Below are 18,416 nucleotides of genomic sequence, written 5' to 3' on the forward strand. Positions count from 1 at the left end.
AGATGGTCCGATTGTTCGCCCACGGCCAATGGCACGACGCCCCCGTCGTCGACGCCGACAGTCTCACCACCGTTTCCGGCCCCGCCCTCGTGGTCCGCGCCGACACCCAGATCGCCGTGCTCCCCGGCTGGCGGGCCACGCGCGAGGCCGACGGCCTCATCCGCCTCGCCAGAACCGGCGCCGAGGCCCGCACGGCCATCGCCCTCGACAGGCCCGACCCGGTCACCCTCGAGCTCTTCAACCGCCGGTTCATGGGCGTGGCCGAGGCCATGGGCGCGGCGCTCGAGCGCACCGCCCACTCGGTGAACATCAAGGAGCGGCTCGACTTCTCCTGCGCCCTCTTCGACACCGACGGCGGTCTGGTCGCCAACGCGCCCCACATGCCCGTCCACCTGGGCTCGATGGGCGCCTCGGTCCGCGCCGTCCGCGACCGCCACGCGAACCTGAAACCCGGAGAGGCCTTCGCGCTCAACAATCCCTACGCCGGCGGCACCCACCTGCCCGACATCACCGTCGTCATGCCCGTCTTCATGGACGCGGCCGATGCGCAGCCGGCCTTCTACGTCGCCGCGCGCGGCCACCACGCCGACGTGGGCGGCGTCCAGCCCGGCTCCATGCCGCCCTTCTCCAGCACCATCGACGAGGAAGGCGTCCTCCTCGACGCCCTGCCGATCATGCGCGAAGGCCGCTTCCTCGACGCCGAGGTGCGCCAGGCGCTCGCCGCCGGCCGCTTCCCGGCCCGCGCGCCGGACCGAAACCTCGCCGATCTGAAGGCCCAGGTCGCCGCCTGCCAGGCGGGCGCCGCGGCCGTGGCCGGCATGATCCGCAGCTTCGGCGCGGAGGCCGTCGCCCGCTACATGGGCTTCGTCCAGGAGAACGCCGCCGAAGCCGTGCGCCGCGCCATCGGCCGCCTGTCCGACGGCGACGCCCGCGTCCCAATGGACGGCGGCGGCGAGATCGTGGTCCGCACCACCGTGGACGCGCAGGCCCGCACCGCCTCGCTCGACTTCACCGCCAGCGCCGACCAGCTGCCGTCCAACTTCAACGCCCCTTCGGCGATCGTCGACGCCGCGGCCCTCTACGTCTTCCGCACCCTTGTCGACGACGACATCCCGCTGAACGCCGGCTGCCTGAAGCCGCTCGAGATCCGCACCCGCGAAGGCTCGATGCTGGACCCGAAGCCGCCCGCCGCCGTCGTCGCCGGCAACGTCGAGACCAGCCAGCACGTCGTGGATGGGCTCTATTCCGCGCTCGGCGTCATGGCTAACGCCCAGGGCTCGATGAACAACTTCACCTTCGGCGACGAGACCCGGCAGTACTACGAGACCATCTGCGGCGGGGCGGGCGCCACGGCCGACGCGGACGGCGCCAGCGCCGTCCACACCCACATGACCAACTCGCGCCTCACCGATCCCGAGATCCTGGAGCGCCGCTTCCCCGTCCGGGTGGAGACCTTTGGCGTGCGCCACGGCTCGGGCGGCGCGGGCGCGAGGCGCGGCGGCGACGGCGCGGTCCGCCGCATCCGCTTCCTCGCCCCGATGGAGGCGGCCCTGCTCTCCTCCCGCCGCGAGCACCCGCCCCAGGGCCTGGCCGGCGGTGGGCCGGGCCTGCCGGGCCGGCAACGTTTGATCCAGGCCTCGGGCGAGGTTACTGAACTTCCAGGCTGCTTCTCCGTTACGGTGAAGCTTGGCGATACGATCGAGATCCAGACCCCGGGGGGCGGCGGATATGGCTCCGTCATCTGAACAGGTCCGCTAGATCGGCGCGAAGCTGCCAGAATTCGTGATCACAAGGTTGCTTATGACCCCGCTTGCCATCGCCCTCGCGCTCTTCGTCCAGGACGCCCCCGCCGCCGCGCCGGCCGCACAGCCCGCCGCGGCCCCGGCCGCTGAGGAGCGCTGGCCCACGGGCGCCCCGCGCGAGGACTACCAGTTCGTGGCCTGGTGCTACGGCGCGCTGCGCGGCTACCTCGACATGCATGACGAGGTGATCCCCGAGGTCACCCGCATCGAGAAGCAGTTCCGCAAGCCCGGCACGCGCCTCGAGGACGACATGAAAGTTTACGCCGACATGCAGAAGGACGGCCGCGAGAAGCTGAAGCTGTTCCAGTCGGCTCTGACCGCCGCCGAGAAGGCCTCGACCCGTCCGATCAACACCGTCGGAGCCGAGGCCGTGAAGAAGGGCCGCTCGGTCTGGACGGCCGGCCCCGACGTCACCAAGGCCCGCAAGGCCCAGGAGTGGATGAGCTGGGCGCTTCCCGCCCGCTGCGAGACCACCGCCGCGAACCTGGAACAGCGCTCGAAGCTGGCCGCCGCCACCCTGCGCGGCAGCGAACCCGAGCCGGCCCCGGCCACGGAAGCCGCGCCGGCCGAACAGCCCGCGCCCGCCGCCGAGACCCCGCCGGCCTCCTAAGCGGTCAGCGCGCGCCCGCCCGCGCAGGCCTCGTATTCGACCACGTCGTGGGCGCAGATCATGCGGACGCCCGCGGCGCGGTCCAGCGACAGCGCCCGCAGCCGGTCCTGGTTGGCCAGTCGGGATGCCCGGTCCACCTCCATCATCGTCTGATAGGCCCGCAGCCCCGGCGTGCAGCGGCGGTCGGGCCGGCGCACCTCGTCGCGGTAGAAGTAGGCGTCTCCCGCGTGCAGCAGCCAGCCCTCGGGGGTGTCGATCGCCACGCCCGCATGGCCCCAGGTGTGTCCCTTGAGCGGGATCAGCAGGATCTCCGGCGGCAGCCCGTCGAGCTGGCGGACCGCCTCGAAACCGAACCAGCCGTCGCCTTGCGGATCGTAGGTCCGCCACGCACGCACCTCGTCCACCTGCATCGGCCGGTACCGGTTCTTCATGATGAAGCCCTGGCGCTTGGTCCGGTAGGTCTCGAGTTCGGCGCGGGTCAGGTGGACCGTCGCGTTCGGGAAGTCCTCCAGCCCGCCGGCGTGGTCGAAGTCCAGGTGCGTGATGACGATGTGGCGGACGTCGTCCGGCGAGAACCCCAGCCTTTCGATCTGCCGGACCGCCGTCTCCTCTTCGCGCAGGCGGATGTTCAGCATGGCCGCGAACGGCCGGCTCAGCCGCGGGAACGGCTCGCGCACGTCCCGCAACCCATAGCCGGTGTCCACCAGCACGAGGCCGGCGTCCGTCTCCACCAGCAGGCAGTGGCAGATCAGGTGTCCCAGGGCTCCCTTGCTGCGGCCGTCGAAGATGGCGCCGCCGAGCGGACAGTCGGTGCCGCAGTTGAGGTGGTGGATCCGCATGGGTCCCTCCGCGTCCGCGGGCTCAACCGCAGGCCGCGCCCGCCGTTCCGGGCGGGATCATTTGTTAGCAATCGGCGGCTAAGCCGCGGCCATGCTCGCCGCCTGGATCGCGCTCCTAAGCCTGTTCACCTTCTATGCCTTCGCCCGCGACAAGCGCGCCGCCGTCGAGGGCGAACGCCGCACGCCTGAAGCCACCCTGCTCATGCTGGCTGCGGCGGGCGGCGCGCCGGGGGCGCTCGCCGCCCAGCAGCTCTTTCGCCACAAGACCCGCAAGGAGCCGTTCCGCAGCCTGCTCTGGTCGATCGCCGCCGCCCAGGCCGCCTGCGGTCTCTGGATCTACCTGGCCAGGTAGCGCGCCAGCCGCTCCAGGCCGGCCGCGTTCTTCTCCGGCGCCGCGGCGAAGCACCAGCGCAGCCAGCCCTCGCCCTCGGCGCCGAACGCTGCGCCTGGCGCGAGGCCCAGGCCCACCTTTTCGATCATGTCCTTGGCAAGGGCGACGGAGTCCGTGCAGCCCGCCAGGCGGAAGAAGGCGTACATGCCGCCATCCGGCTCAGGCGCCTCGATCCCCGGCAACGCCCGCAGTCCGCCCAGCACCTGGTCGCGCGCGGCCAGCAGCTCGGCCCGCAGCGCCTCGACGTGCGCTTCGCCCTCACGCAGGGCCGTCGCCGCCGCGGTCTGCAGGAAGTCCGGCGCGCACGAGGTGTTGTATTCCAGGAGCACCCCCAGCCGATCGGTCAGGGTCGGCGGAACCACCATCCAGCCCAGCCGCCAGCCGGTCATCCGCCAGGCCTTGGAGAAGCTGTTGACCCCGATCAGCCGGTCTTCGGGCTCAGCCAGCGGCAGGAACGACGGCGCCGAGCGTCCCCCTCCGAAGCTCAGCCGTTCATAGACGTCGTCGCAGATCAGCCAGATCCCCAGCCTGCGGCATCGCTCCAGGATCGCCGCCCGGTCCTCCGCCGCCAGGGTCCAGCCGGTCGGATTGTTCGGCGAATTCAGGATCAGCGCCCGCGTGTCCGGCGTCAGCGCCTCCATGAGCCGGTCCAGGTCCAGCCGCCACCGCCCCTGGGCGGCTTCCAGGGGCACGATCTCCACGTGGCCCGAGAGGATGCGCGGGATCTCCGGCACGTTCGGCCAGACGGGACCTACGACCACCACGCGGTCGCCCGGCGAGACCACCAGCTGCGCCGCCAGCATGATGGCGCTGACGCCCGAGCTCGTGACTGCGATCCGCTCCGTTCCGAAGGGCCGTGCGTGCAGGTCCTGCAGATAGTCCGCGAGCGCGCCGCGCAGCTCGGCGGTGCCCAGGTTGTGCGTGTAGTAGGTGCGCCCTTCGCCGAGCGCCTTGGCCGCCGCGTCGCGGATGAAGGCCGGAGTCGGCTGGTCGGATTCCCCGAACCAGAACGGCAGCACGCCCTCGCGGCCGAAGCCGGCGTTGGCCACCTCGCGGATCTTCGAGCTGCGGAGCGCCACGACCTCCGGGCGCGCGGTCGCGTCCACGGCTAGGCGTCCGCAGGTTCGGGCGGGTTGGGCTCGTCGCGGGCCAGGATGGCCGTCACCGCCATGTCGCCGGTGACATTGCCGAGGGTCCGGAAGATGTCGGGCACGACCTCGACCGCCAGCAGGATCGGCAGGAGTTCGATGGGCAGGCCCAGCGCCAGGCAGATCGGCGCCACGCTGATGATGAACGACACCTGCCCCGGGAGCCCCACCGAGCCCACGCTGACCGCCAGCGCCACCAGCACCGCGCCGGCGAACTGCAGCGGCGTTGGGTCGATGCCGTAGATGTGGGCCACGAAGATCGCCACGGCCAGGTTCACCACCGGGCTCGTGAAGCGGAACACCGCCACCGCCAGCGGCAGCACCAGGCCGGCGATCCGCTGCGGCACGCCCAGGTCGTCCCGGGTCCGCTCGATCATCGCCGGCAGGCAGGCCAGCGACGACTGGGTGGCGAAGGCGGCCGCCAGCACCGGCGCCGTCGCCCGCGCCCAGCGGCCCAGAGGCACCCGGCCCACGAACACCGCCAGGAAGTAGCCGATGATGGTGATGCCCAGGCCGGCCGCCGAGGCCACCGCCACATAGTGCCCGAGCACGCCCGCCGCCCCGACGCCGGCCCGCAAGCCCACGCCCAGACCCAGGCAGAATACGCCCACCGGGCCCGCCCACAGCACCCAGCGGACGATGACGATCATCGCCTCGCCGATCGCCTGGAAGACGTCGATCACCGTCCGTCCGCGCTCGGCCGGCAGCTTGGTCAGGGCGAAGCCGGTGAAGATCGCGAACACGACCAGCGGCAGCACCGCGTCCTCGGCCGCCGCCTTCACCGGGTTCGACGGCGCGAGGCCCTTGATCCAGGCGGCGAAGTCCGGCGTCACCGCCTCTGGGCCCGTCGGCGGCGCGCCGGCCCGCAGCGCCATCGCGCCTTCTGCCGAGACCGGCCACAGGGCGAGCAAGCCGTGGGTGAAGGCCAGGCTGAACGCGCACGCCAGCAGCAGGAGGCCGAAGAACCAGCCGATCGCCCGCGCCGCCAGCCGTCCGGTCGCCGCGGCGTCCGAGACCTGGGCGATGCCCGTCACCAGGATGGCGAAGATCAGCGGCACGACCGTCATGCGCAGGGCGTTGAGCCACAGTCCGCCAACGGCCTCGACGGCCTCGATCACCCGGGCCACGGTCGCGTCGCCGCTGGCTGCGCCGAGCGCGCCGACGCCCAGGCCGAGGAGAAGGCCCAGCAGGACCCTTACGCTCAGGGACTTCAGAAGCCGCAACCCCAACCCTCCAGAAGGTCGGGCGATCTGGCCCACAACCGGCTCAGCCTGCAAGCGCCATCAGTCCTCGAGGACCTGGCGCGTGCTCTCCTGGATGGCGGCGTAGCACTCGCAGGCGCAGGCCTCGAGCGCGGGGCGGTCCTTGATGCGGATGCGTCCGCGGGAATAGCGGATCACGTCCCGCTCCTGCAGGTGCCCGGCGATTCCGGTCACCGTCGTCCGCTGGACGCCCAGCATGGTCGACAGGTGCTCCTGGGTCAGCGGCACCACCTCGGAGTCCAGCCGGTCCTGGGTCATCAGCAGCCACCGGCACAGCCGCTTCTCGGCGGGGTGCAGGGCGTTGCACGCCGCCGCCCGCGCCGCCTGCAAGGTCGTCGCCTGGGCGTGCCGCACCAGGGTCCGCGTGAGCGAAGGACTGTTCGCCGCCGCCTGCTGCAGCACCGGCGTCGGCACTCGCCAGGCGTCGCCCGCCACCTGCACCAGCATCCGCTCGTGGGCGAACCGCGAGCCCAGGGCGTGCAGCAGCCCGTAACCGCTCTCGCGCCCGATGGTGCGGCTCTCGATCTGCGCGCCGTCCAGCATCACGACCACCACTGACAGGATGCTGTCGATCGGCAGGTACACGTGCTCCACCGGCTGCCCCACTTCGTTCAGCACGCGGTCGCGCTCCATGCTGAGCCGCTCGAGCGAAGGCTCGAGGGCCGCCATGTCCCGGGCGTCCAGGCTGTCGAGGAAGTGGTTTGTGTAGGTCACCCGACGCAAAACGCGCCCAGGCTTGGCCGGTTCAAGGCACTGTCACGTCGGGAACATCCGCCGCTTCGCATGGTTGACGAGCCCACGGACCCAGAGCCATGAACTCATTGGACAAAGCCTTCGACGAGCCGATGAACGTGCACGCCATCGACGGCGAGGTGGTCGTGCTCGGGCCCGATTCCGTGGGCGTCGCCCTGACGCCCGACGCCGCCGAGGAGTCCGCCCGCCGGCTGACCCAGGCCGCGCGCGAGGCCCGGACCCAGGAGCCCTCGGACTAGGGCCGGCGCTCGTAGCGCATGCACAGCGCGGCCGACTGGCCGGCGTCGGCCTCGCGCAGGCGGCCGGCCACATCGCTCAGCGCCGCCTCCTGCGCGGCGAAGCGGGCAAGCTCCTCGCCCTCGCGCGAGACGATCCATTCGCCGCCGGTTTCGACCACTTCGAACTTCATGCGCCCGGCATACGCCTTGTGGTTAAGCTGGACAACTGGACGGAGAGTCGCAGGCGCCATCTAGCGTGTTACGCGAGTCGGGACCTCGACGTCGCAGATGGTGAACGCCGCGCCTTTCTCCCGCTTCAGCGCCGCGAGCCGCGCCTGGAAGGCCGCCCCGCGCGGGTCCATCACCTCCAGCTTCGGGCGCTCGGCCGCCGGCAGGTCGGCCAGCACGCGCGCCTTCAGCATCAGGTCGGGGACCTTCGGCGGCTCGCCCGCGGCCAGCGCCAACACCGCGTCCTGCCCCGCCACCACGCGGCCCCAGACCGTGTATTCGTGGTCCAGTCGCCTCGCCGGCCGCTGCGCTCCACCGCCACCACCGCCCGGTCCGCCGCCACCCGGAACTGGAACTCGGGCGGCAGGTCCGGATGCCCCGAGGTCCCGCCGTCGCGGTTGTTCGGATTGCCGGTCTGGGCCACGAAGCCGTCGATCACCCGGTGGAACTGCAGCCCGTCGTAGGTCCCCTCCCGCGCCAGCCGCTTGATCCGCTCGACCGCCTTGGGCGCCATGTCCGGCGCCATCTCGACGATCACCCGGCCCTTGCTGGTCTCGATCAGCAGCGTGTTCTCCGCCTCCAGCGGCCGCCAGTCCGATACGGCCGCCGCGGCCGCCAGAATCCCGAGCATCGAAGAACTCCCCGTCGTCCCCGCCCGCAGCCTAGGGCTGCTGACACTCTCCTGTCAGCAGCCCTGTGCGATAGAGTGGCGAAGAGCCCCCGGAAGACCTACGTTCCGCCCATGCCCAAAGCCGCCCGAAGCCCCGCCGGAGCTGGCGTCGCCGACATGACCGCGACGTTCGACTACGACGAGAACACCATGCCGCTGCTGTGGAAGCCGCACCGTCCGGAGCGGCCGCAGAAGAGCGAGGGCGGCCGCCGGTTCAAGCTGGTCTCCGACTACGAGCCCGCCGGCGACCAGCCGACCGCCATCCGCGATCTCGTCGCCGGCCTCGAAGGCCGCGAGCACGACCAGGTGCTGCTGGGCGTCACCGGCTCGGGCAAGACCTTCACCATGGCCAAGGTCATCGAGGAGACCCAGCGCCCGGCGCTGATCCTCGCGCCCAACAAGACGCTCGCCGCCCAGCTCTATTCCGAGTTCAAGAGCTTCTTCCCCGAGAACGCGGTCGAGTTCTTCGTCTCGTACTACGACTACTACCAGCCCGAGGCCTACGTGCCCCGGACCGACACCTACATCGAGAAGGACTCCTCGATTAACGAGCAGATCGACCGGATGCGCCACTCGGCCACCCGCGCGATCCTCGAGCGCGACGACGTCATCGTCGTGGCCTCGGTCAGCTGCATCTACGGCATCGGCTCGGTCGAGACCTACTCGGCCATGACCTTCCAGCTGCGGCCCGGCGACCGCATCGACGAGAAGAAGCTGCTCGGCGACCTCGTGGCCCTGCAGTACAAGCGCAACGACCAGGCCTTCGAGCGCGGCACGTTCCGCCGGCGCGGCGACACCATCGAGATCTTCCCCGCCCACTACGAGGACCGCGCCTGGCGCATCAGCCTGTTCGGCGACGAGATCGAGGCCATCGTCGAGTTCGACCCGCTCACCGGCAAGAAGACCGCCGAGCTGGAAGGCGTGAAGATCTACGCCAACAGCCACTACGTCACGCCGCGCCCGACGCTCCGCCAGGCCATCAACCAGATCAAGGTCGAGCTGAAGGAGCGGCTCGAGTGGCTCACCGCCAACGGCAAGCTGCTGGAAGCCCAGCGCCTGGAACAGCGCACCACCTTCGACATCGAGATGATCGAGGCCACCGGCTCCTGCGCCGGCATCGAGAACTACAGCCGCTATCTCACCGGCCGCCGCCCGGGCGAGCCGCCGCCCACGTTCTTCGAATACATCCCCGACAACGCCCTGCTCTTCGTCGACGAGAGCCACCAGACCGTGCCCCAGATCGGCGGCATGTACCGGGGCGACTACCGCCGGAAGTTCACCCTGGCCGAATACGGCTTCCGCCTGCCCAGCTGCATCGACAACCGCCCGCTGAAGTTCGAGGAGTGGGACGCCATGCGCCCCGACACGGTCCACGTGTCGGCCACGCCCGGCCCGTGGGAGATGGAGCGCGCCGGCGGCGTCTTCGCCGAACAGGTCATCCGCCCCACCGGCCTGATCGACCCGCCGGTCGAGGTCCGCCCGGTCTCCAAGGACGGCTTCAGCCAGGTGGACGACGTGATCGCCGAGGTCCGCGACACGGCCGCCCGCGGCTACCGAAGCCTGATCACCGTCCTCACCAAGAAGATGGCCGAGGACCTCACCGAATACATGCACGAGCAGGGCCTGCGGGTCCGCTACATGCACTCCGACGTCGACACTCTCGAACGCATCGAGATCATCCGCGACCTGCGCCTGGGCGCCTTCGACATCCTGGTCGGCATCAACCTGCTGCGCGAAGGCCTCGACATCCCCGAGTGCGGCTTCGTGGGCATCCTCGACGCCGACAAGGAGGGCTTCCTCCGCTCGGAGACCTCGCTCATCCAGACCATCGGCCGCGCCGCCCGGAACGTGGACGGCCGCGTCGTGCTCTACGCCGACACCATCACCGGCTCGATGGAACGGGCCATGGCCGAGACCAGGCGCCGTCGCGAGAAGCAGATGGCCTACAACCTCGAGCACGGCATCACGCCCGAGAGCGTGAAGAGCCAGATCAAGGACATCCTCGCCAGCCCCTACGAGAAGGATCGCGTCACCGTCCCGGTCGGCATCGCCGAGGACGGCAAGCCCTTCATGGGCGACAACTTCAAGACCACGCTGCGCGACCTCGAGAACCGCATGCGCGAGGCCGCCTCCAACCTCGAGTTCGAGGAAGCCGCCCGCCTGCGCGACGAGATCAAGCGCCTGAAGCTCCTCGACCTGGAGTTCGCCGCCGACGCCCTGGCCGGCGAAGGCGAGACCGGCGACAAGGCCGCCGTCAAACGCGTCCGCGCCGAAGCCCGCGCCGAGAAGCAGGAACAGTTCCGCAAAGGCCGCGGCCGCCGCTGACGCCCCTTCTCCCCTTGCGGGAGAAGGTGTCAGGCGGAGCCTGACGGATGAGGGGTCTCGCGGCGCCGGCCGCCTTCGTGCACCCGCCAGAAGGCCAGCCCGCCCACCAGCCCAAGCGCGGCGAAGACGATCACCGTCAACGCTCCCGCCAGCGCGTCGCCGCCATATGCCGCAGATGTCTGGGCGCCCAAGATCCCGGACGCGCTGCCGACCAGCGCGCCCGCCAAACCCGAGCCCCAGGCCCGCACGCGAAGCCACGGCCGCAGCAGGATGTACAGCGGCACGCCTAGCGCGAGCATCGGCAGATATCCGAATAGCGCCGCCGCGATCGCACCCATCGCGGCTCCTCCGGCCGCTGCAGCAAGGCCGTCGCGCAGGCCAAACAGGAACAGCGCGCTCATGGCCAGCAGCGTCGGCGCCGCTGCCGCCGCGAGGAACGCCAGCGCCACCCGTCCGCTCGAAGGCCGGTCCGCCGCCTTTATCATCGCCCTCACCCTGCATCCGCCAGGATGCAGCTAGCCCTAAGTCCATGGCGGCCCACAAGCTTCGCCCGCAGGACGGGTCAAGGCCGAGCGCAGCTCGCGCCTTGAGGCGACCGAAGGGCGGAGCAAGGCTGGGCGGCTGGACTCTAGCGCGCCGCCGGCTCGTCAGCCGCGCGCGTCCCCGCCGCACCCCTCCGGCGCCACGGCGTAGGCCGCCCCTCGCCGCCAGAGCGCGATCCGCTCGCCCGGTCTGCAAACCACGCCGGCTGGAAGCTCCACCACCGCGACGCCCTCGTCCGTTCGGACATGCGCGACGATCCCGCTGCGGGCTTTGCGCACGTGCGCTTCCACGGCCAGGACCGTTCCAACAAACCGCTCCGGCGCCCCACCCCGAGGCATGAGCTGCAAGGCGAGAACGGCGACCATGAACGCCACTCCGATCAGGGCGGCGAGCGCCAGACCCAGTCCGCCCCCAGTCGGCCTCGGGCCGAGCCGCCAGCCCCCCGAGCTATTCCGTTTCGCCACAGTCCCTCACCCCGCATCCGTCAGGATGCAGCTAGCCCGAAGTCCATGGCGGCCCACAAGCTTCGCCCGCAGGCCGGGTCAAGGCCGAGCGCAGCTCGCGCCTTGAGGCGACCGAAGGGCGGAGCAAGGCTGGGCGCGACGACTTGACCCCACCAGAAGCTGCGCCATTGCCGCCCGCAACTTTTACGGGCTTACTCCGGTGGCCAGGGGAAGGGGCGATGGGGGGTCCATCGAAGCTGCCTCTCCAAGGCGAGGGAGGCTACCTTGAATCTACTGCGTATTGCTGCCGTCACGGCGGCGGCCATGAGCCTGGGTGCGTGTGCGACCGTCACGCGCGGGAGCAGCACCGCCTGGGAGATCAACAGTGATCCTCAGGGGGCGAAGGTCGAAACCTCGAACGGGCACCAGTGTCCCGCCACGCCTTGTTCGATCAAGATGAAGCGGAAATCCGAGTTCACGGCCACGGTCACCAAGCCCGGCTACAAGCCCGCGACCGTGACCGTCACGAACAAGGTCGCAGGCGCCGGCGGCGCCGCCATGGCCGGCAATGTCCTCGTGGGCGGCATCATCGGCGGTGGAGTCGATATCGCGACCGGCGCCATGCTGGATCTGACTCCCAACCCCGCGATGGTGAAGCTGGAGAAGGCGGAATAGCGGGACCAATCGAGCGAGCTTCGAGGCTCGCTCGACCTCTCAACGGCGCTGATCGCCGGCACGGCCACGTCGCCGCTGGCGGCGACCGTTGCACGACCATAGCCAAAGCCTGGTGGGCGGATGGAGCTGTGCTCGGTAGAGGAGCGGCCCAAACACAGAGCTGCCGAAGTTGGAGCAGAGTGCTGACTGACTGGTCGCTCCCGGATGGTCCTCGGCGCGACTCGGCATTGGTAAGCACTAAAGGGCCGCTAGATCAGCAGCATGGATTTCTGTGGAAGAGTTAGACTACCCATTGCGGAAATATTTGACGGCAGACAGCCTCAACGCACAACTACAGGGAGGCAGCAATGCAGTTTCAGCTCGGCGATGTGGTGCAGCTGAAGTCCAGCGGCCCGCTCATGACCGTTACCTACGCGTCCGGCAGTTCAGTTACTTGCACCTGGTTCAACCGGGAGGGCGGCACGTTCGAAGTTAAGTGGGCTGACTTTCCCGTAGCCGCGCTCCAAGCTGCGAGAGCCTAGCGCCGCAGAGCACAGAATGCATGCAGTTCGGGGGGGCGAGATGTTAGATTTGAAGGCCGTAAAGAACTTCGGAGCCGTCGACGCAGACGTCGACCCGCTCTTGGACCAAGCGTTCGAAACGCATGCTGCCTATATCAGCGCCAAAGATCACGAGCGCTACGTAATCATAGGTCGAAAAGGCAGCGGCAAGACGGCGATCTACAGGCAGATCGTAGGATTGCTGTCCCATGATGTCCTTCCCCACGGCCACGGCTTCGCTGAGTATCCGTGGCACCATCATGCCAAGCAGATCGAAGCGGGAGTTCCGAAGGAGCAGTGCTACCTTCATAGTTGGGAGTACCTGATAAATATCACACTCTCCAAGATCCTACTCACAAAAGATCAATCACAGCCCTGGAGCGACATAGCCGTTGAAAGCATGGCTCGGCTTGAGAGTTTCGTCTGCGATACCTATGGCTCGGTGAACCCCGACCTAAGCCGCGTCTTCTCTCCTGCGACCCGAATTAAGATGAGGGGTGAGTTCGGAATCGACTGGAAGGTAGTTAAGGCGAGCGTTTCTGGGGAAGAGATGCCAATCGAACATCTTCCCATAGTCATTCAGGACGTGAATCGTGTACTTTCTGAGGCCACTATATCGTGCCTGAACCCAGAGCTTGACTATTATATCTGCTTCGATGAGCTCGATCTCGGAATGAGCTTGGAAGCGGAAGATTATCGGCTTCGACTCATCGGACTCCTCCTTGCCGCACGAAAGATAAACAATAAATCTCGTGAATGTGGGCGTCGCTTGAGCGTCATCATATTTCTACGAGATGATGTTTATAGAGACCTTCATTTCGAAGATAAGAACAAGCTCACCGAAACTGCGGTGAGTTATATCGAATGGGATAATGAGAAGGGGGGGCCATCCCTGAAAGCCCTGATGGAGAAGCGCTTCCATAGCGTACTCAACATCCCGGAGGCCGGCGCATGGGCAACTGTGTTCGACGAGACACAACAGATGACCAGCCGGCAATCAAAGTACGACCACATTGTGGACAGGACGTTTTTACGTCCACGCGATATCATTAAGTTCTCAAACGAGATTCTTCAGGCACACAAAGTCAATGGATCGTCAGACAATCACAAGTTTATCAATAAAGATATTATCGACGCTAGGCAGAAATACTCTGAATATCTGCTCGACGAGCTCGATGACGAGATAAAAAAGAAATATCCCGACTACAAACTTTATCTTGAGATTCTCAAGACGATTGGAAGCCTACAGTTCGAACTCCGTGACGCGGAGTCGGCATGTGAGGCACGTCGCGAAATGCTCCCCCCAGGGATGACGGCGACCGAAATGCTGTCCCACCTCTTCGAATACTCGGTGGTTGGATACTATCGGCCTGGGGGTGGAGGTTTCGGCGGAGCGGAATACGTCTGGAAGTACAAAGAGAGGCGCTCTCTCTTCAACGAGAATGCCACAAGCTATCGCGTGCATCCCGGCTTCATGGAGGTGCTTGGTGTGAAGAAATTTAGCCGGTCGTCGTGAGGGGTTTTCAGCCTGTGAGCTGCCCCACCCCCACCGCCCCCGGCGGGTCCGCCACCAGCGTCCCGCCCGGCGGTCCCTTGAGCAGCCCCGCGTAGTCCGCCCCGCACGTCAGCCAGGTCATCGCGCCTTCGCGGTCCAGGAACACCGGCTGGCGGTTGTGGAAGGCGTGCATGTCGTCGCCTTCCGCCGTCGCCTGCATCACCATCGTGTAGCTGACGGTCTCCTCGCCCTCCCACGTGTGGCTCGCCCATAGCCCGGCCAGGAAATGCGGCGCCCCGTCGGCGCGGGTGATCAGGTGCTTGGTCTTCGACCCCTGCGGCCCGGTCCATTCGCAGATCGCGCTCGCCGGGATGATGCAGCGCCGCTGCTTCACGCAATCGCGAAACGACGGCTTGGCCGCCATGTCCTCGGACCGGCAGTTGTTGGTCGGGAACTTCCAGGCCTTGGCCGGCCCCTTGTGGAAGAACGGCACGATCCCCCAGCGGCCGACCACCGGCTCAAGACCCTGCGCCGGATCGCCGGGGTCGAGCGGCCGGGCGAACAGGCCCTGGTACTTGGGATAGACCACCTTCGCCCACGGCTGGTTCGACAGGGTGTCGGGACCGGCCGACAGCTTCAGCTCCAGCCCCAGGAACCGCTCGAACGCCGCCGCCAGGTCGGTGAGCGCCGGGTCCAGGGTGTAGAGGTTGCACATGGGCGGAAGCTTCCGCCCGGGGTCCGCGTCCGGTCAAACAACCCTGAGGCGCACCGCCTCGCGCGCGCCGCAGCCCGCGCACTTCAGGCGCCGGCGCACATCGGCGGGGGTGGAGTCCGGCCCGAGCCTGCGCATCGCCTCGTCCCGCGGCCAGGTCGCCCGCCGCCCGCACCGGGCGCACTCCAGGCCCAGCCCCTGATGCGGCAGGAGCGTGCGGGCCAGCGTCTGGAACATCTGGGCCATGCCGCTACCGCAGCCAAAGCTCGCCGGTGGCGAAGTCGTAGTCGTAGGTGGTCCCGCCGCACCACCAGGTGGCCTGGGCCTTCACCTTCGTCTCGCGCCGCAGCTGGGCGCAGGTGGTGCAGCGGAACCGCATGGCTGCGACCGGCTGGTCGCCCCGCCCCGCCGCCACGAGGGCATTGGGGTCCGCCTCGCGCATCAGCCGGCAGGCGTCGCAATAGAGCGCGAGGCTCGCCTTCAGCTCGATCAGCCGGCGCGGCGTCAGAGGGGTGGATCTAACCTGCATGGCGCTTGTTCCTGCACGAACATAACAGGAACGATCAAGCGCCCGCGACCAATCCCGGGTTGCGAATCCACAGTTCGGCGGCCCCGAGACCTTCCACCCCGAAAGGACACCACTGCCAAGGTGTTAACTACACACCGTGGCCGCAAATCCCCACCTATCCCCTGAACAGCCTTAACTGGCGCCGTTCATGCCCGAGACAGGGAACCTGTGCTGTCTCAAGGCGTAACTTGGGACAGCGAGGCTCGGAAGGCCTTCCGCAGCGGACCATGGTGGGACGCGGGTCTTCCAGGATCTCGGGTTGGGGATTTGAGGTATTTGAGAATGTCACCGTCTCTCAGTGTGGTCGCCGACAACGACCTGAAAAACAGTAGCAGTCTCGCCGCCGCGAAGGCCGAAACCGTCGCCCAGCGCGTGAAGCGCCTGCAGGCCGAGGCCAAGCAGCTCGCCAAGGACCACATCAAGGCCCTGACCGCCGCGATCGTCGAGGTCGAGCAGATGGCCGCCGAGATCGCCGAAGGCGGCGAAGCCTATCCGCCCGGCGTGCGCGACGTCGCCCGTCGTCTCGTCGAGGACATGGACAGCCGCGTCCAGACCCTGGAAGCCATCGTCGCGCGCACCTGATCGGGCGCTCGGTCCAGCAAGAGTTTCTGCGAGTGTCCCAATCCGAGCCGGCATGCGAGGGGCCGGCGGCGCGGGCGGGACGTACTTTATGGGTTAAGCCGGACGGCGGGGCGCTGATCCCCGGCTCCAGCCGAAGGCCATCCCCACGCCGGCGCGCGTTAACCGCGCCTCTCAAGCTTACCGGCGATCTGCCATGACGAACGGGCGGCCAGAACGGCCGCCTTTTTCGTGCGCGGAAAGCGATCGATCGCGAAATGCTTGACTTCGGGCTCGATCTATGTTCTCTTTTTGTTCATGGTCAGCGACACCGAGCTGATGGAGGAGATCGACGCCCGCCTCGCTGCGGTCGCCGACACCCAGTTCGTGCTGATCCAGCGCTACCGCGAACAGATCGAAGCCGCCGCCGACGTCGAGACCCTGACGGCCGTGGCCGAGCCCCTCGACCGTTCCGCCCGCTCCATCCGCCTGACCTACGCCCTGCGCGTGAAGCTGCGGAAGGACGTCCGGGCGCTGGCCCGCGACGAGGAGCGCATCGCCGAGGCCCAGGCCGAGCGCCGCGCCCGCGAGCGCGACGACCGCATCCGACACCGGGTCGAGACCCTCACCTGGCGCGAGGCCGACTGGGAGGACGACGACGAGCTCGCCGCCGAGTTCGACCGCGCCCTCGAGTACGAAGACCTCGATCCGGTCTTTGCGACCCTTACCCTCGAACAGCAGGCCGAGCGCATCATTAAACGCCTCGACCTCAAGCCCGAGCCCTACCCCCACGCGAAGCCCGACCCCCACGACACCACCTGAACCCGCCTTCTCCCCTTGCGGGAGAAGGTGGCCTGCGCAGCAGGCCGGATGAGGGGTCTCTCAGAACCCTGCCCCAGACACGACGAACCGCCGCCCGGCATGTCCGGGCCGCCCCCCTCCCCCGCTCCGCAGGGGAGGCAAGACTCGTGCGCGCCCCTTCAGGGCCTCGGCGGCGCCAGCACCCCGGTGGCGTCGAACCGCGGCGCCCAGCGCTGCAGCTCGGCGGTGAAGATCCCCTCGGCCACCGCCGGGTCCCCCGCCACCACCGCCCGCACCGCCGCCAGGATCGCCATGCGCATCATCGCCGCCTCCCCCGTGGACGGCGCGACGATAGCAGGCCCCGGCGGCGCGGCTCGCACATCCCGATGACGCGGGAACGGTCAAGCTGCCGCACGCCCGCTTGCGTTGACTTGCGCGGGGGCAGTCCTTAAGTCACCCACGCCCCAAAAGAGCGGCTTTTTCGGCGCGCGCAGGGCCCTAGGCGCCGCCGACGATCGGACAGTTCCCTTGAGCATCTTCCAACGGTTCTTCGGCACCTCCAACGACCGCAAGGTCAAGGCCATGCAGGCGCGGGTCCTCAAGATCAACGCCCTGGAGCCGAAGATCCAGGCGCTGTCCGACGCCGAGCTGCGCGGCAAGACCGACGAGTTCAAGGCCCGCCTGGCCAAGGGCGAGACCCTCGACCAGCTGATGGACGAAGCCTTCGCCGTGGTGCGCGAGGCGGCCCGGCGCGTGCTGGGCCAGCGGCACTACGACGTGCAGCTGGTGGGCGGCATGGTCCTGCACACGGGCGGCATCGCCGAGATGCGGACCGGCGAAGGCAAGACGCTGGTGGCCACGGCGCCGGTCTACCTCAACGCCCTGGAAGGCAAGGGCGTCCACGTCATCACCGTCAACGACTACCTGGCCCAGCGCGACAGCGAGTGGATGGGTCAGGTTTATCAGTTCCTGGGCCTCTCCGTGGGCGTCATCGTCCACGGCCTGAGCCAGGGCCAGCGCCAGGCGGCCTACGGCAGCGACATCACCTACGGCACGAACAACGAGTTCGGCTTCGACTACCTCCGGGACAACCTCGTCTACAACAAGGCCGATATGGTCCAGCGCGGCCACAACTTCGCGATCGTCGACGAGGTGGACTCGATCCTGATCGACGAGGCCCGCACGCCGCTGATCATCTCGGGCCCGACCGAGGACCGCTCCGAGTTCTACAAGACCATCGACCTGCTCATCAAAGAGCTGATCCAGGACCCGACCAACTTCGAGCATGACGAGAAGCAGCGGCAGGTGATCCTGACCGAGGAAGGCTCGGAGCGGATCGAGGAGATCCTCGAGCGCGAGGGTCACCTGGCCGAGGACAGCGCCGGCCTCTACGACCCGGCCAACGTCTCGGTCGTGCACCACGTGAACCAGGCCCTGCGCGCCAACATCCTCTACACCCGCGACAAGGACTACATCGTCCGCGCCGGCGAGGTGATCCTCATCGACGAGTTCACCGGCCGCATGATGCACGGCCGCCGCCTGTCGGAAGGCCTGCACCAGGCCATCGAGGCCAAGGAAGGCGCCGTCATCCAGCCCGAGAACCAGACCCTGGCCTCGGTGACCATCCAGAACTACTTCCGCCTCTATTCCAAGTTGTCGGGCATGACCGGCACCGCGGCGACCGAGGCTCAGGAGTTCCTCGACATCTACAAGATGGATGTCATGGAGATCCCGACGAACCGTCCGATCAAGCGGATCGACGACGACGACGAGGTCTATCGCACCGCCGCCGAGAAGAACCAGGCGATCATCAAGCAATCCTCGATCTGCTTGATG

The 18,416-nt window shown here is 68.2% G+C and carries 24 protein-coding genes; 11 read left to right on the forward strand and 13 right to left on the reverse strand.

Translation table 11 applies throughout. The features are described 5' to 3' along the window. Both RIF93_RS09640 and RIF93_RS09645 read left to right on the forward strand, forming a co-directional pair. On the forward strand, nt 1–1,745 hold a 1,745-nt coding region (locus tag RIF93_RS09640; protein ID WP_309090756.1), incomplete at its 5' end, for a hydantoinase B/oxoprolinase family protein. Nucleotides 1,746–1,800: 55 nt separating this feature from the next. Beyond that, complete coding sequence (locus RIF93_RS09645) at nt 1,801–2,412, forward strand: hypothetical protein (RefSeq protein ID WP_309090758.1); 612 nt, start codon at nt 1,801–1,803, stop codon at nt 2,410–2,412. Here the strand turns inward: RIF93_RS09645 and RIF93_RS09650 are convergent. Continuing rightward, complete coding sequence (locus RIF93_RS09650) at nt 2,409–3,251, reverse strand: MBL fold metallo-hydrolase (protein ID WP_309090760.1); 843 nt, start codon at nt 3,249–3,251, stop codon at nt 2,409–2,411. The genes RIF93_RS09645 and RIF93_RS09650 overlap by 4 nt on opposite strands. A 91-nt stretch (nt 3,252–3,342) precedes the next feature. Here RIF93_RS09650 and RIF93_RS09655 point away from each other — a divergent pair, with 91 nt between their 5' ends. Then, a complete protein-coding gene (locus RIF93_RS09655) occupies nt 3,343–3,603 on the forward strand; it encodes a DUF1294 domain-containing protein (protein WP_309090762.1) in 261 nt (86 codons plus the stop codon). Here the strand turns inward: RIF93_RS09655 and RIF93_RS09660 are convergent. The 3 genes from RIF93_RS09660 to RIF93_RS09670 are packed head-to-tail and all read right to left on the reverse strand — an operon-like array spanning nt 3,588 to nt 6,766. Then, entirely contained in the window at nt 3,588–4,748 is a 1,161-nt protein-coding gene (locus tag RIF93_RS09660; RefSeq protein WP_309090764.1) for a pyridoxal phosphate-dependent aminotransferase, read from the reverse strand. The two genes, RIF93_RS09655 and RIF93_RS09660, sit on opposite strands and share 16 nt — an antisense overlap. A 2-nt stretch (nt 4,749–4,750) precedes the next feature. Further along, nucleotides 4,751–6,013: a dicarboxylate/amino acid:cation symporter gene (locus RIF93_RS09665; protein ID WP_309090766.1), complete on the reverse strand. Its 1,263-nt coding sequence runs from the start codon at nt 6,011–6,013 to the stop codon at nt 4,751–4,753. A gap of 60 nt (nt 6,014–6,073) precedes the next feature. Continuing rightward, entirely contained in the window at nt 6,074–6,766 is a 693-nt protein-coding gene (locus tag RIF93_RS09670; RefSeq protein WP_309090768.1) for a Crp/Fnr family transcriptional regulator, read from the reverse strand. A 98-nt stretch (nt 6,767–6,864) separates the two neighbouring features. Here RIF93_RS09670 and RIF93_RS09675 point away from each other — a divergent pair, with 98 nt between their 5' ends. Beyond that, a complete protein-coding gene (locus RIF93_RS09675) occupies nt 6,865–7,044 on the forward strand; it encodes a hypothetical protein (protein WP_309090770.1) in 180 nt (59 codons plus the stop codon). On the opposite strand, the gene RIF93_RS09680 is transcribed toward RIF93_RS09675, so the two are convergent. The 3 genes from RIF93_RS09680 to RIF93_RS09690 are packed head-to-tail and all read right to left on the reverse strand — an operon-like array spanning nt 7,041 to nt 7,882. Further along, a complete protein-coding gene (locus RIF93_RS09680) occupies nt 7,041–7,214 on the reverse strand; it encodes a hypothetical protein (protein WP_309090772.1) in 174 nt (57 codons plus the stop codon). The two genes, RIF93_RS09675 and RIF93_RS09680, sit on opposite strands and share 4 nt — an antisense overlap. A 60-nt stretch (nt 7,215–7,274) precedes the next feature. Then, nucleotides 7,275–7,487: a hypothetical protein gene (locus RIF93_RS09685; protein WP_309090774.1), complete on the reverse strand. Its 213-nt coding sequence runs from the start codon at nt 7,485–7,487 to the stop codon at nt 7,275–7,277. Then, nucleotides 7,445–7,882, reverse strand: a complete 438-nt coding sequence (locus RIF93_RS09690; RefSeq protein WP_309090776.1) for a peptidylprolyl isomerase — start codon at nt 7,880–7,882, stop codon at nt 7,445–7,447. The genes RIF93_RS09685 and RIF93_RS09690 overlap by 43 nt, the downstream gene beginning before the upstream one ends. 156 nt (nt 7,883–8,038) lie before the next feature. Between RIF93_RS09690 and uvrB the strand changes: the two genes are divergently transcribed. Next, nucleotides 8,039–10,246, forward strand: coding sequence for an excinuclease ABC subunit UvrB (uvrB, locus tag RIF93_RS09695; protein ID WP_309090796.1), 2,208 nt, complete (start codon nt 8,039–8,041; stop codon nt 10,244–10,246). Between the two features lie 29 nt (nt 10,247–10,275). On the opposite strand, the gene RIF93_RS09700 is transcribed toward uvrB, so the two are convergent. Together RIF93_RS09700 and RIF93_RS09705 are read right to left on the reverse strand one after the other, a co-directional pair. Continuing rightward, nucleotides 10,276–10,695, reverse strand: a complete 420-nt coding sequence (locus tag RIF93_RS09700) for a hypothetical protein (RefSeq protein WP_309090778.1) — start codon at nt 10,693–10,695, stop codon at nt 10,276–10,278. Nucleotides 10,696–10,893: 198 nt separating this feature from the next. Continuing rightward, nucleotides 10,894–11,154 (reverse strand): hypothetical protein, encoded by a 261-nt coding sequence (locus RIF93_RS09705; RefSeq protein WP_309090780.1) that lies wholly within the window; start codon nt 11,152–11,154, stop codon nt 10,894–10,896. Between the two features lie 363 nt (nt 11,155–11,517). On the opposite strand from RIF93_RS09705, the gene RIF93_RS09710 reads away from it, so the two are divergent. The 3 genes from RIF93_RS09710 (at nt 11,518) to RIF93_RS09715 (ending at nt 13,962) form a co-directional block, all read left to right on the forward strand. Next, a complete protein-coding gene (locus RIF93_RS09710) occupies nt 11,518–11,907 on the forward strand; it encodes a PEGA domain-containing protein (RefSeq protein ID WP_309090782.1) in 390 nt (129 codons plus the stop codon). Between the two features lie 347 nt (nt 11,908–12,254). Beyond that, nucleotides 12,255–12,428 carry a YodC family protein gene (locus RIF93_RS20740; RefSeq protein ID WP_375163870.1) on the forward strand — a complete coding sequence of 58 codons (174 nt, stop codon included), beginning with the start codon at nt 12,255–12,257 and terminating at the stop codon, nt 12,426–12,428. A gap of 40 nt (nt 12,429–12,468) precedes the next feature. Then, nucleotides 12,469–13,962: a P-loop ATPase, Sll1717 family gene (locus RIF93_RS09715; protein ID WP_309090784.1), complete on the forward strand. Its 1,494-nt coding sequence runs from the start codon at nt 12,469–12,471 to the stop codon at nt 13,960–13,962. A gap of 7 nt (nt 13,963–13,969) precedes the next feature. Here the strand turns inward: RIF93_RS09715 and RIF93_RS09720 are convergent, their stop codons facing one another. From RIF93_RS09720 to RIF93_RS09730, 3 genes are read right to left on the reverse strand one after another with little or no spacing between them, the layout of a single operon-like run. Then, nucleotides 13,970–14,656, reverse strand: coding sequence for an SOS response-associated peptidase family protein (locus RIF93_RS09720; protein WP_309090785.1), 687 nt, complete (start codon nt 14,654–14,656; stop codon nt 13,970–13,972). Nucleotides 14,657–14,689: 33 nt separating this feature from the next. After that, nucleotides 14,690–14,899 carry a hypothetical protein gene (locus RIF93_RS09725; RefSeq protein WP_309090787.1) on the reverse strand — a complete coding sequence of 70 codons (210 nt, stop codon included), beginning with the start codon at nt 14,897–14,899 and terminating at the stop codon, nt 14,690–14,692. 4 nt (nt 14,900–14,903) lie between these two features. Further along, nucleotides 14,904–15,182, reverse strand: a complete 279-nt coding sequence (locus tag RIF93_RS09730) for a hypothetical protein (protein WP_309090789.1) — start codon at nt 15,180–15,182, stop codon at nt 14,904–14,906. Nucleotides 15,183–15,503: 321 nt separating this feature from the next. Between RIF93_RS09730 and RIF93_RS09735 the strand changes: the two genes are divergently transcribed. Together RIF93_RS09735 and RIF93_RS09740 are read left to right on the forward strand one after the other, a co-directional pair. Next, entirely contained in the window at nt 15,504–15,803 is a 300-nt protein-coding gene (locus RIF93_RS09735) for a hypothetical protein (RefSeq protein ID WP_309090791.1), read from the forward strand. A gap of 294 nt (nt 15,804–16,097) precedes the next feature. Next, on the forward strand, nt 16,098–16,601 hold the full coding sequence (locus tag RIF93_RS09740) for a hypothetical protein (protein ID WP_309090793.1): 504 nt from the start codon (nt 16,098–16,100) through the stop codon (nt 16,599–16,601). Between the two features lie 158 nt (nt 16,602–16,759). Here the strand turns inward: RIF93_RS09740 and RIF93_RS09745 are convergent, their stop codons facing one another. Next, entirely contained in the window at nt 16,760–16,903 is a 144-nt protein-coding gene (locus RIF93_RS09745) for a hypothetical protein (RefSeq protein WP_309090794.1), read from the reverse strand. A 205-nt stretch (nt 16,904–17,108) separates the two neighbouring features. On the opposite strand from RIF93_RS09745, the gene RIF93_RS09750 reads away from it, so the two are divergent. Beyond that, on the forward strand, nt 17,109–18,416 hold a 1,308-nt coding region (locus RIF93_RS09750; protein ID WP_375163871.1), incomplete at its 3' end, for a DEAD/DEAH box helicase.

This window comes from Phenylobacterium sp., assembly GCF_031181185.1.
Lineage (GTDB): Bacteria > Pseudomonadota > Alphaproteobacteria > Caulobacterales > Caulobacteraceae > Phenylobacterium.